Source organism: Shewanella sp. M-Br, from assembly GCF_036245925.1.
GTDB lineage: Bacteria > Pseudomonadota > Gammaproteobacteria > Enterobacterales > Shewanellaceae > Shewanella > Shewanella oncorhynchi.
Genome location: NZ_BJBV01000026.1, coordinates 1 through 13,254, shown reverse-complemented (window position 1 = coordinate 13,254; position 13,254 = coordinate 1). Strand labels below are relative to the sequence as shown.

Genomic DNA, 13,254 nt, shown 5'->3' with positions numbered 1-13,254 from the left:
TAAAATGCGCCGCTAAATCAATTGTGAGGATAAGTGGATGCGGATTGCATTAGGTATTGAATATGACGGTAATGGTTATTTTGGCTGGCAACGTCAGGCCGAAGTCGATTCAGTACAAGGGCAATTAGAACGGGCGTTATCGATAGTGGCTAATGAGCCTATCGGCGTCTTCTGCGCTGGCCGTACCGATGCGGGCGTGCATGCCACTGGCCAAGTGGTTCATTTTGAAACCAATGCCATTCGTAATGAAGGCGCATGGACCTTAGGGGTGAATGCTAATTTGCCCGACAATATTGCCGTACGTTGGGTCAAAGAAGTCGACGACAGTTTCCATGCGCGCTTTTCGGCCACCGCCAGACGCTACCGCTATGTGATTTATAATCACACTTTTCGCCCTGGGATTTTACGCCATGGTGTAAGCCATTATCACGGCAATATCGATGCTGACAAAATGCACCAAGCGGCACAGGCACTCTTGGGTGAGCAGGATTTTACCAGCTTTCGCGCTGTCCAGTGTCAGTCGAAAACACCGTTTCGTAATGTGCATTGCGTTAATGTCACGCGCCAAGGTATGTATGTGATTGTTGATATCGCCGCGAATGCTTTCTTGCATCACATGGTGCGTAATATTGTCGGTTCATTGTTAGAAATCGGTCTAGGTAATCAGCCACTGACTTGGATGGGCGATTTGCTCGCGTTAAAAGACAGAAACCAAGCCGCAGCAACGGCTAAACCCCATGGACTCTATTTAGTTGATGTGACTTATCCAGAACAATATCAATTACCTAAGCTCGCCCTTGGGCCATTATTCATGTTGGATTGAAAAGATCTTATTTGAGAGATAATCGAATACGAGGATATACGGACATGCTTACAGTACCAGCGTCAAATGCAGCATTGGAACAGTGGTTGGATTATTTGCTATCTATACATCCAACCGAAATCGATATGGGGTTAACCCGTGTCTCTAAGGTCGCGCAAACCCTTGGTCTTTTGGATTTAGGTCCAACCAAAATAGTGACAGTGGCGGGGACGAACGGCAAAGGTACCACCTGCGCCATGCTCGAAAATATTCTGCGCTTATCGGGTTTGACGGTGGGCGTATACAGTTCGCCACACATGCTGAAGTACAACGAGCGAGTGCGTATCAATGGTAGCGATGTCAGTGATAGCGATTTTGTTACGGCATTTGAGCAAATTGAAGCCGCGCGCGGCGATATTTCTCTGACCTTTTTTGAGTACGCTACGCTCGCAGGCTTGATACTCTTTAAAACCGCTCAGCTTGATGTGGTTATCTTAGAAGTCGGTTTAGGTGGACGGTTAGATGCTACCAATATTATCGATGCCGACATTAGCGTACTGACGTCGGTCGATTTAGACCATGAAAGTTATCTCGGTAATACCCGTGAGCTTGTGGGCCGTGAAAAGGCGGGCATTTTCCGCCGTGGTAAACCTGCCATTGTGGGTGAACCCAACTTGCCACACACTGTCAATGATGTCGCCAATGAGGTTGGCGCCATCTTGTATCGCGTCGGTAACGAATTCAGTTATCAAGCCCATGGCAATCTGTGGGATTTTCAAGGTCAAGTGCTCAAACTGCACGATTTAGCGTTACCAACTTTGCCATTACCTAATGCGGCGACTGTATTGGCAGTGATTGAACTGGGCTGGCCGGATATCACGCCTTCAATTATTGCTGAGGGTATTAGCACTGCTCGGTTAACGGGTCGATTAGAGCGGGTGAGTGAGCAGCCGTTAGTGTTACTCGATGTTGCCCATAATCCCCATGCGGCGCGGTTTTTGGTACAACAGTTAGCGCCAATCGTTGTGGGTAAGCGCGTGTTCGCCCTTTGCGGCATGCTGAAGGATAAAGATATTGCAGGTGTGTTGCCTGTGATCAATCCACTGATCGACACTTGGTATTTGGTCAGTCTGCACGGTGAGCGTGGCGCGAGTTCGGCCATGCTACGCAAAACATTAGCCACTGAGGCTGCTGCATTTGAGTTTGAGGACATATCTGAGGCTTGGTCTGCATTAAAAGCGCAAATTAACCCAGATGATGTGGTAATTGTGTTTGGCTCCTTTTACACTGTGGCAGGTTTTAAGTCTCAATTTATGCAGGAAGTCAGTTTTGTCTAGCCAGTTTCATAATCGTTTAGTCGGCACTGTGGTGCTGGTTGCGCTTGGGGTAATTTTTTTGCCGGATATTTTGGATGGCAAAAAAGATCGCCAAGAAGAGCAGTTTTCCGAAATTCCTTTGCGCCCGACCGTGATTGAGCAGCAAAAAGCCGACGATGATATGTTTGAAGTCTTGTCGGCCGAGGATGCTGCTGCGCTGAATGGGACTGAGGTCGCCCTAGCCGAAATGCCAGTTAATGCTGACAATGAAAAGTCTGCCGTTGCGCCAGTAATCGAAGTCGCAAAGCAAGATGTTAAGAAAGACGTTAAGCCTGATGTTAAAAAAGCAGAGCCTAAGCCTGAAACGAAACCTGAAGCTAAAAAAGAGCCGCCTAAAGCCACTGTAAAAACTGAGCCGGCTAAAAAAGCGGACGCTAAAGCGACCTCTGTGGCTAAGGTTGAAAAGCCGAAAGCAGAAATGCCTAAAGCCAGTGCTGCCAAAGAGGATGCCGTTAAAGTGGTCAGTCGTGACAGCTTGAAAAGTGGCTTTACCTTGCAGCTTGGCAGTTTTAACAACGCAACGAATGTTAAAGCCTTGGTTGCACAGCTGCGTAAGAGTGGTTTTAAAGCGTACACTATTCCTGAAAACCCTAAAGATGGCGTATTAACTAAAGTATTTGTCGGACCCGATGTGTCTGAGGTAAAGCTGAAGAAAGTACAAGTTGAGGTGGAAAACCTCACGCGTCTCAAGGGCTGGATTGTTCCTTTTAATCCCTTAGAATCTTAATGGTGATACAACACTCGAGACTGAAAATGATTTATTTACCTCACTAGGGGTGAGAATCGTTTCAGTCTCTGGTAGAATCGCGCCGTCTTAAAGCCCATGTCGGAAAGCCATCTCAATGGTTTGGATTGATTACGCTATCATATTCGTCATCGGATTATCGACTCTCATCAGTCTGATCCGTGGATTTGCCAAAGAAGCCATGTCCTTAGTGGTATGGTTTGCGGCTTTCTTTGTTGCCAGCCAATTTTACCAAGATCTTGCCGTTCACTTAACACAAATGAACGATGAGATGCTGCGTAATGGCGTTTCTATTGCCATCCTCTTTATTACCACTTTGGTACTCGGTGCCTTAGTTAACTATATTCTCGGACAACTTGTTGTCAAAACCGGATTATCTGGCACTGACAGGCTTTTGGGCTTGTGCTTCGGTGCTATTCGAGGCGCGCTTATTGTGAGCGCCTTGTTGTTTTTCATGGATGCTTTCACAGGCTCTCCCAACTCCCAATGGTGGAAAGATTCTGTGCTAGTACCCGAATTTGGCGTTGTTATTCAATGGTTTTTTGACTATTTGGAAAATACCTCCAGCTTTGTACCCAAACTATAAGAAAGAAAATAAAATAATCCTAAGTGATAGAACATCTTACAATGAGGAAGCTTACCCATGTGTGGTATCGTCGGAATAGTTGGCCAATCATCGGTTAATCAGACCATTTATGATGCACTGACAGTGTTGCAGCACAGAGGTCAGGATGCGGCAGGTATTGTGACCATTGATCGTGGTGCTTTCAGACTACGTAAAGCCAATGGTTTGGTTAAAGACGTTTTTGAAGTCAAACATATGCAACGCCTACAAGGTAATGCTGGTATTGGCCATGTGCGTTATCCAACTGCGGGCAGTTCAAGCGCATCTGAAGCGCAGCCTTTCTATGTTAACTCGCCATTTGGGATCTCATTAGCCCATAACGGTAACTTAACTAACACAGTCGAATTAGCCGAAGGGCTGATCAAAAAACGTCGCCACGTGAACACCACTTCGGATTCTGAAGTCTTGTTAAACCTGTTGGCCGACGAACTGCAAAAAACCACGAGTTTGACTCTGACGTCGGAAGAAGTGTTCGATGCGGTCGCTAACGTACACCAACAAGCTCGTGGTGCCTACGCGGTTGTGGCTATGATTATTGGTCAAGGCTTAGTCGCGTTCCGTGACCCATTTGGTATTCGTCCTTTGGTATTAGGTAAGCACGAAACTGCCACTGGCACTGAATACATGGTGGCTTCTGAAAGTGTGGCACTTGATGCCGTTGGCTTTGAAGTGATGCGTGATGTTGCACCGGGTGAAGCGATTTATGTTTCAATTGACGGCCAGCTGTATACCCGTCAATGTGCGGCCGAGCCTAGCTATGCACCTTGTATCTTCGAATTCGTCTATTTTGCCCGTCCAGATTCGACGATCGACAAAGTGTCTGTATATGCAAGTCGCGTCAACATGGGCGCTAAGCTTGGCGAGAAGATTAAGAAGGAATGGTACGATCACGATATCGACGTGGTTATTCCTATTCCTGAAACCTCTTGCGATATCGCGCTGGAAATTGCCCGTTGCATGGACTTACCGTACCGCCAAGGTTTTGTGAAAAACCGTTATATTGGCCGTACCTTCATCATGCCTGGTCAACAGGAGCGCAAGAAGTCAGTGCGTCGTAAGTTGAATGCCATTAACACTGAGTTCAAAGGCAAAAATGTCCTGTTGGTGGACGACTCTATCGTTCGCGGTACGACCTCTGAGCAAATCATCGAAATGGCCCGTGAAGCCGGTGCCAAGAAAGTGTACTTTGCCTCTGCCGCGCCAGAAATTCGTTTCCCAAACGTGTACGGTATTGACATGCCAACGTCGAATGAGCTTATTGCACACGGTCGTGATGCCGATGAAATCGCCAAGTTAATTGGTGCCGATGGCATTATTTTCCAAGACTTACCCGATTTAATTGAAGCGGTAAGAATGGAGAATCCTGCGATTAAACGTTTCGAAACGTCCGTATTTGATGGTCACTACATCACGAACGACGTTGACCAAGCGTATTTAGATCACTTGACGCAACTGCGTAATGACGATGCCAAAGCCGATCGAAATAAAGATATCGGCACTAACTTAGAGCTGCATAACGTCTGTCACCCATAAGGATTGTGGGTAATTTAGTATCGTAAAGTTTGTGTCCTTTTTGTTCTAAACGATACAAAAAAGCCAGTGAGAAATCACTGGCTTTTTAATGGCTTATATTTGCTTAACGGATCATAGTGGTAACGTCTACGTATTTATGCGTTGCGCTGTTTCAGTCATTACATTTTCTTCAGCGTGTTTGCGTTCAACCCAGTAATCCGCATTTTTAATACCCAGTTTTACCGGGTCGAAAAGTGGCTCTATGCCGAGTGCTTGCTGTGATTCATAATCTTTAAGGCAAGTGAATGCGGTTTTCCTTAATAGAATAATGGCAATAATATTGAGCCATGCCATAAGTCCGACACCAATGTCACCCATTCCCCAAGCCATATCAGCCGTTTTAACTGTGCCGTATACGGTTGAGCCAATGATCACGACTTTGAGAACGACCATGAGCCAAGGATGATTTACTTTACGGTTGATATAGGCAATGTTGGTCTCGGCAATGTAGTAATAAGCCACTATGGTCGTAAAGGCGAAGAAGAACAGTGCGATAGCCACAAAGATATTGCCAAATCCTGGCATCATACTTTCCATTGCCGTTTGTACGTAGCCTGGTCCTGCAGCGACTCCGGCAATCCCTGTATAGAGCGCCGCACCGTCTGGGCCCTGAACATTATACAGTCCTGTAATGAGCAGCATGAAACCTGTTGCAGAGCAAACGAATAAGGTGTCGATATACACAGAAAAAGCTTGAACTAACCCTTGTTTGGCAGGATGGCTTACCGCCGCTGCAGATGAGGCATGTGGCGCTGTACCTTGACCCGCTTCGTTGGAGTAAATACCCCGCTTTACCCCCCACATGATGGCTAAGCCTAAAATGGCACCAAAACCCGCATCAAAGCCAAAGGCACTTTTGATAATTAACCATAAAATACCCGGTAGCTGGCCAATATTTAGCGCTATGATGACACAAGCCACTATGATGTAACCCAGTGCCATAAAGGGGACGACGGCACTGGCAAAGTGAGCGATACGTTTTACACCGCCAAAAATGATAAAACCAAGAAGCATAGCCAGTATGGCTGCAGTCACATTCGGATCTATGTTGAAAGCGGTTTTTAAACTTGAACCAATCGAGTTAGCTTGTACGCCCGGCAGCAGGATCCCGCAGGCAAATATGGTCGCAATTGCAAATACCCATGCATACCATTTCATGCCTAAGCCTTTTTCAATATAAAAAGCAGGTCCACCGCGATACTCACCATTGATTTTTTCTTTATAGACTTGACCTAAGGTAGATTCAACGAAAGCGGAGCTGGCACCGAGAAAGGCAACCATCCACATCCAAAATAAAGCGCCAGGACCACCAAAGGTGATTGCTGTGGCGACCCCTGCAATGTTACCTGTACCGACTCGACCCGCTAATGTCATCGCGAGTGCTTGAAAAGACGACACTCCCGCATCAGTACTCTTGCCATCAAACATCAGGCGGATCATTTCTGGCAGATGGCGCAGCTGTAAAAATCGAGTGCGAAGGGAGAAATAGAGCCCGACACCTAGGCAAAGAAAAATAAGTGCAGGGCTCCAAATTACACTATTGATCGCGTTGACAATCTCATTCATAGACTCCGATTCCTTTATTGTGTTGTTTTAGCAGAGTTTTTAGGTTTACGGTTATTCAACAGATGTTGAGTTAGGACATTCACTTTTGATTAAGACATTTTTTGTAAATATCCAAGATACTCAACATAACTATTTTTTAGGGAGCTTCATAGTTAAAGTGTTAAATATTTGAAACCAATGTGTTTTGAAATTGAGTTTTAGCATGGATAAATAGAGCGGAGGGGCGAGTTAACTCGAAATACGGTAGTGATTTATTATGAATGTCAGTTATCCCATTACCCAAAGTAGCATCCACACGCCGAATAAGCTACTTAAGCTATGGCGCGTGATTTGGTGGCTGAGTAATAGAGATACACTCACAGCAATAGGAATGACGAGAATGAATCCCCATGCTAACGGCATATCGATGATTTTCATTTGTCCCAGCCAGGTACTGGTGAGCATGCTTATTGCGAGTAACATTAAGCTATGGAATATCAATAACTGATTGAATCTTAATATTAATGCTGGAGTTATTGCCATAGCCTGTCGCGCATTTATTGCAAACTGTCTCATAGTCACTCCTTAGTTATTTAGTGTATCTTATGCCTTGTTGAGAATCATTCGCAATTGAATTTACACTTAAGCTTTTACATTTAAGCTCGGTTTACTACAGAAATTTGCACTCAACTGGCGTTTGGGCTAAATTATACTGTAATTATATCCAGTGCTTGGTGTTTGTATGATTCTCTATATCGCAGAAAAACCTAGCCTAGGGCGGGCCATTGCCGATGTATTGCCTAAACCCCATAAAAAAGGCGATGGATTTATCGAAGCCGCCAATGGCGATTGTGTGTCTTGGTGCGTTGGTCACTTGCTCGAGCAAGCAGAACCTGATGCCTATAATCCCGAATTTAAGTCTTGGAAATTCGAGCATTTGCCAATAGTGCCAGACAAGTGGCAACTAAAACCTAAGGCTGCGACCCGCAGCCAACTCACAGTGCTAAAACGATTAGTCAAACAAGCCAACACGCTGGTTAACGCGGGCGATCCCGACCGCGTACTGTTACGATTTAGTGATTAAAAAGCGTTGTTACGGTTGAATTTGGAAAAGTGTGAAATATGGAGCCTATGAATTACATTATCTGGACAGTTCCGCGCTTAAGGGTGGATCAACATTTATCTAAAGAAGTTAGTTTAAGCACTGGTGAAATCAGTTTTAGATTTGATGGAGCTGGTTATGAAGTTTTGGATATCCCTTTGCTGTACCAAGATAATGGAAAACCCGTATCAATTGTAAATAATTGGCTTATCTACTTGAAATCTTCTCGTAATAGGAAAAAAGTTAACACTCAAGCACAAGCTTTACTACATTATTTTATATTTCTAAATGATATTGGTTGTGATTGGGATGAGATGCCTATTATATCTAGAAATAGGCCTACATATAAATTTAGTAAACATTTGAAAGATGCTGTAAAAAATGGATTGTTCTCGCGAACAACTGCAAATAATTACATAGGCTCAGTAGTTAACTTCTACAAATTTTATTTGGCTAAAGGATATTTCTTTGAAAATAAACCATTTAACTATGAAACTATAAAGGTTAAAGCAGATGGTGGACATGAGTATATTCGAGATAGATTTATCTTTGTGAACTCAACGGATATTAGACTTAATTTACCTGCAGATACTAGTTATGGTGGTGTATCTAGAGAGTTAGTTCCTCTGAGTGAACATGAGTGGAGTTTGGTCGATGATATATGTCGTTTTGAAGTAAAGGTTCAGTCGGGTATTAAGTTTGTTAATTTATCGCAAGAGTTTAAGCTTGCAGTTTATCTTGTAAGATATACTGGGTTGCGTAGAGAAGAATTGACTACATTCAGGTCTAAATTTATTTACAAGCCAACAAGTGAACAGCTTAGTAAAAAATATTTAATTAATACTGATGGTGTTCATATATCACCACAAGATGGTGTAGGAACTAAAGGATCTGTTAGCCGAACTATTGAAGTTCCATCATTATTGATGTTACAGCTACATCAATATATAAACTCTAATCGTTACATTAAGCGCAGGAAACTTTTTGAACTGAATAATCCAGAAGAAGCAGATAATCCTCCTCTTTTTATTTCGCAGAATGGAGATTATTATGCTTCAAGAACATTTAATGCCAGATGGGGTGAGTTACGGAATTCTGTTAAATTGACACATCCAAACTTTGTTCATAAATTTCATAACCTCCGTTCAACATATGCAGTAAATAGATTAAAAGAAATTTTGAATAATGGAATTAAGGAGGGGGATGCTCTTGATTATCTACAGTCGGTAATGGGACATAAATCTAGAAGTACACTTTTAGTCTATTTGAAGTTTTGCCGTCAAGATATTAGTGCAAATGAAATTTATGAAAAATCTTTAGATGTTATTTTAAAAGGGTAATGGTGACTTAATTGGCATTTGTCGGCACCAATAAAAGAAAAGTAATAAGTTCAAAAAATTTTAATAATCTTGAATTTATTGATATTCCAATTGATGAAATGACTCTAAAGGATGATAGTCATGTCGCCTACTTTAGAAGGCTAGGTTACCAAGGCTGTCCTATTCTTAAGATTGGTTCATATGGCAAAGAGTTTAGACTAAAAAAAGTTCAGAAATTAGTTGATATGAATCGGTGGGTTAAAATTAAAGAATTATACTTTACTTTTGTTAGAATTGAACGAAGCAAAAGATCAAAGATTAATATGTTTAATGCTATGGTTTTATTGATTCAGTATTGTGATTTCAATTGTATATCAGATTTTTATTCTGAAACCGCAATTGTAGGGTTTATATCTGAATTAAAAAGAAAATATAATAATGGAACAAAAGGGAAAACACTTTCATCGATTCAAAATTCAGTCAAAGTCATTTTGGCGGAAGTTAATCCCATAGGTTTTGAAAGTATTAAATCTAAATTTGTAGCATTCCCTAATGATACCACCCCGCATCACCTTATACTGATGATGAATTAAATAAGATAGTTTTATCTTTATACAAAATTTTTAACAAATATAGAGAATGTGTTTTGGAAAACTCTATTCCAAGTGTACATCCACTGTATGATGAACGCATTCTTCGAGAAAATAACAGTTTCACATATGCCAGTGAGAGTGCGTGGAGGAAAAAACTATACTCCAAAAACAGCGAAGACACATGGCGTAACGATCTTATTAAAACAGCTTTCTTTTTGACTTGTTTTTATACTGGGATTAATGATTCTGGATTAAGGAATTTAAAAATATCAGATATTTCATCGGAACAATTTACCCAAGTTTCTAGTAGAAGCTTTATTCTTAAAATAGTAAAAAAAAGACAAAATGGAAAAAGTAATTTTATTGAGGTAGGGTTTAGTAAAAAAGCAAAAGAGTTTTTTGAAGCGTGGTTATTACTTAGGAAAATAGTACTATCTATTGATTTTGATTATGTTTTCCCATATATAGTAAAAAATAATGTGACAAAAATGAAACCAGTAGCCGCAGCTGGCACATTGAATAATAGTTTTAGGATGCTTGGCATTCCATTATTAAGCACTAAAAAGTTTCGTAAGACGAAAGCAACTCTTATTATGAGGGCTACAGAAAGTATATTTTCTGTAGCTGAAGGGTTAAACAATAGTCCAAAAGCTGTATCTAGGCATTATACTAATGGTGTTCCTGAGGCCATGGAATTTTCAATCGCAGCTGCACTAGATGTAAGGCTGATGACAGCTCATGGAGAAGAGTTAAGCACAGCAATTATTGAAAGTTCATATAATTATTCAGATCCAGTGAGGGAGCAATTTTATAAACAAAGAAAACAAATTGTACCTAGTAAATTATCAAATGGACTTCGCTGTAAAAGCTCTTTTGGGGAGAAAGCTCATAAATTAAAAGATTCATTGGTTAAAGTTGGTTTAGCAAAGGAAGATAATATCGTTGCATGTCATAAATTTTTAGAATGTTTTGGTTGTCCACATCATGCTGTTATTGCTGAGGTTGAAGATATTTGGTTAATGTTATCGTTCCGTGATGTCATTCTTGAAGCTTCTTGTCAGCCCTCAATTAACACAATTCCGACTAATACCTTGACAAAGGTGTTATATACGGTGGAATCAATTTTGGAAAGAGTTAAGTCATGTTTTTCATTTGAGTATAACCTCGCAATGTCAAAGTATTATGATGCTCCACATCCCTTGTGGTCTGATAAAACAGATTTTAATTTTTTAGTGGAACTCTATTGATGATTAACAATGCTAAAACTGAATTTTATTCTATTGATGTGCAATCTAATTTTAAGAATGAAGATGTAGATTGGTCGGTGGTATCATTTTCCTCTGATGGAAAGCCGTATAGCTATTACAGTACGATAGATGGGTTGTTTTTTCGGAAGGGATTGATGTTAATTTTAGAATACTTAGTGGTGAATTTAAAAGTCTGTGTAAAGCAGTTGTTTATAAACATATATACAATAATGAATTGATTAATAAAAAGAGTGTTATTTCTAAATTTATTCAAGGCTTCTCAATTTTGTCCAAGTGCATCTTGGCTTCTGGTGGAACTAATTTTTCCTATATAAATTCAGATAATGGATTTAGAAGTTTTATCTTAGCTGCTCAAAGTAAAAAGTTAAAGTATAAGACTTGGAAAAACTATTTAATAGTTATGCGGTACTTGAAAAATGAAGGGATTATTTCGTATAACATTAATAGCTTTGATGAATTAGCCTTGCTGCTTTCTGAAGGTCAGCACGAGATACAACAAACTATAGCTTTACCTGATAATATCGCAAAAATCTATTTTAAAGCATCATTAGATATTGTTAGTAATTTTTATGAGCATAGAAAAATAATTAGTGATACTTATAGCAGATTTATAAATGATTATAACGGCAACATTGAACTTGGTTATGGTGTTGTAACTGCCAGGAAAAAAGCTCAAGAGAAGTACTGTGAAAAAACTCAACGGATAGGTTTTAAATTAGATTTAACAGGTTCATGGTTATGTTTTCTTAGAGGTGCATGCTATATGGTTATTGCTGCATTTACAGGTTGTAGAGATTCAGAGATCAAGTCATTGTCGCTTAAGTCTTATGAAGAGAAAAAGTATGCGGGTTTTATAATCCCCGTAGTTAATGGTATTCATACGAAAGTAAATGTTGCGGGTGTTAAAAGGCAGACTAGTTGGGTAACGATTCCTGCGGTAAAACATGCTATTGAACTTATCTGGGATGCTTACGATTTTGCTAGAGATATTTGGATAGATAGAGCTAACTCATACCCCCATTTTGATGAAAAAATGAAAATTATAGAAGAAGCTAAATCACTATTTATATCATTTTCTCTATCTTCCCAGTCCCCGGCTGCTGGCCGTCAAGCAATTGATAAGTCACTAAAAAGTTTAGTTAAAAACATTAACTATTCAGCAAAGTCTCAAGATGTTGCTGAATTTAATCTACTAAACCCATCACGTAAAGGGGAGCTAAAGCTAGGCGATTTGTTAAATGTCAATCCTCATTCTTTCCGAAGAACATTTGCTGTCTATCTTGTCCGTAACAAGCTGGCATCTCTTTTGGATATTAAATACCAATTTAAACATATTAATATTGCAATGACTTCTTGGTACTCAAACCAAGCTAATGTAGCGGGCTATTTTGATATGATGTTAGACAATGAACTGTTGTTAGATATAGCTCAAGAAAATCATGAGTTTATGACTGATACACTTTATTATATTTATAATGAAGCCGAATCGTTATCTGGTGCGGAAGGCAAACGAATTGAAAAGTTACGCGGTGAGGATAGGAGTACGATTTATCTGAGTCGTGAAGAGATTTCAAGGCAAATACGTGATGGACAGATGTCGATTATTGAGACACCAGTAGGGCATTGCACCAATCCACAATGCAATCGTATTTGTGATGCCGTAGCGTGCAAGTATGCTGTTGTTACAAAAGTCAAAGCACTAGAGCTTATTCCTAAGAGGAACTTGTTGATTAAAAAATTTGAGTCACTAGTCGACTATGGGGTCAAAATGCCCAATATTCTGTCGAAGCTTTACTATGAAATTAAATCGATTGAGCAATGTTTAAATGAACACAACATTGCTTTTGAAGTTTTTAAACACGATATCAACCAAACTTTATTATAAGATCACCTATGACTGAACATTCAGATAGAGGCAAAGAGACCCTGATTAGGCTTGAACAAGCTCTTGAAAGGCTCATTGATGGTAAACCATTAAAAACTAAGTCCGATGGCCGTATTAGCCTCAAAAGAATCAATGATGAGGCTGGCTTGAGTTCGGGGGGGATCTATTACTACTCATCATTTGTTAAGAAGGCAAATGGTATAATTGAGACCGCGAAGCGAAAAGTTGTTAGTGGTAAACGCGATCAGCACAAGCAATCTGAACAAAATTTACGTGAGCAACGCGACAAAGAAAGACAATTGAAAGAGCGTTATAGAACTCAGCGTGATCAAATTAAATCGTTTAGTGATCAAATTGTTGCCCATAATGCCCAGCTTGAATTTACACTGTTTGAAGCTTTAGAAAAGCTATCTCTGTTAGAG

12 protein-coding genes and 1 pseudogene are annotated in these 13,254 nt (G+C 40.5%); 11 read left to right on the top strand and 2 right to left on the bottom strand.

The window, feature by feature from the left end:
• Positions 1 to 37 precede the first annotated feature (37 nt).
• The 5 genes from truA (at position 38) to purF (ending at position 5,081) form a co-directional block, all read left to right on the top strand.
• Entirely contained in the window at positions 38 to 823 is a 786-nt protein-coding gene (truA, locus tag AAA952_RS18975; RefSeq protein WP_028761033.1) for a tRNA pseudouridine(38-40) synthase TruA, read from the top strand.
• 44 nt (positions 824 to 867) lie between these two features.
• Complete coding sequence (gene folC, locus AAA952_RS18970) at positions 868 to 2,139, top strand: bifunctional tetrahydrofolate synthase/dihydrofolate synthase (RefSeq protein WP_338258857.1); 1,272 nt, start codon at positions 868 to 870, stop codon at positions 2,137 to 2,139.
• Positions 2,132 to 2,905 (top strand): SPOR domain-containing protein, encoded by a 774-nt coding sequence (locus AAA952_RS18965; RefSeq protein ID WP_338258856.1) that lies wholly within the window; start codon positions 2,132 to 2,134, stop codon positions 2,903 to 2,905. The genes folC and AAA952_RS18965 overlap by 8 nt, the downstream gene beginning before the upstream one ends.
• Before the next feature lie 115 nt (positions 2,906 to 3,020).
• A complete protein-coding gene (locus tag AAA952_RS18960; protein ID WP_028761030.1) occupies positions 3,021 to 3,509 on the top strand; it encodes a CvpA family protein in 489 nt (162 codons plus the stop codon).
• 57 nt (positions 3,510 to 3,566) lie between these two features.
• Positions 3,567 to 5,081 carry an amidophosphoribosyltransferase gene (purF, locus tag AAA952_RS18955; RefSeq protein WP_028761029.1) on the top strand — a complete coding sequence of 505 codons (1,515 nt, stop codon included), beginning with the start codon at positions 3,567 to 3,569 and terminating at the stop codon, positions 5,079 to 5,081.
• A 126-nt stretch (positions 5,082 to 5,207) separates the two neighbouring features.
• Here purF and AAA952_RS18950 read toward each other — a convergent pair whose 3' ends face one another.
• Entirely contained in the window at positions 5,208 to 6,686 is a 1,479-nt protein-coding gene (locus AAA952_RS18950) for an alanine/glycine:cation symporter family protein (RefSeq protein ID WP_338258855.1), read from the bottom strand.
• 267 nt (positions 6,687 to 6,953) lie between these two features.
• Positions 6,954 to 7,241 carry a hypothetical protein gene (locus tag AAA952_RS18945; protein ID WP_338258854.1) on the bottom strand — a complete coding sequence of 96 codons (288 nt, stop codon included), beginning with the start codon at positions 7,239 to 7,241 and terminating at the stop codon, positions 6,954 to 6,956.
• 166 nt (positions 7,242 to 7,407) lie between these two features.
• On the opposite strand from AAA952_RS18945, the pseudogene AAA952_RS18940 reads away from it, so the two are divergent.
• The 6 genes and pseudogenes from AAA952_RS18940 to AAA952_RS18915 all read left to right on the top strand — a co-directional run.
• Positions 7,408 to 7,725, top strand: a pseudogene (locus tag AAA952_RS18940) (toprim domain-containing protein); the annotation flags it as partial.
• 71 nt (positions 7,726 to 7,796) lie between these two features.
• Positions 7,797 to 9,107 (top strand): site-specific integrase, encoded by a 1,311-nt coding sequence (locus AAA952_RS18935; protein WP_338258853.1) that lies wholly within the window; start codon positions 7,797 to 7,799, stop codon positions 9,105 to 9,107.
• A gap of 11 nt (positions 9,108 to 9,118) precedes the next feature.
• Positions 9,119 to 9,679 (top strand): hypothetical protein, encoded by a 561-nt coding sequence (locus AAA952_RS18930; RefSeq protein WP_338258852.1) that lies wholly within the window; start codon positions 9,119 to 9,121, stop codon positions 9,677 to 9,679.
• A gap of 53 nt (positions 9,680 to 9,732) precedes the next feature.
• Complete coding sequence (locus AAA952_RS18925) at positions 9,733 to 10,926, top strand: hypothetical protein (protein WP_338258851.1); 1,194 nt, start codon at positions 9,733 to 9,735, stop codon at positions 10,924 to 10,926.
• A gap of 301 nt (positions 10,927 to 11,227) precedes the next feature.
• Complete coding sequence (locus tag AAA952_RS18920) at positions 11,228 to 12,832, top strand: site-specific integrase (protein ID WP_338258849.1); 1,605 nt, start codon at positions 11,228 to 11,230, stop codon at positions 12,830 to 12,832.
• Positions 12,833 to 12,840: 8 nt separating this feature from the next.
• Positions 12,841 to 13,254 (top strand): hypothetical protein (locus AAA952_RS18915; RefSeq protein WP_338258848.1); only part of this gene is annotated, 414 nt, incomplete at its 3' end.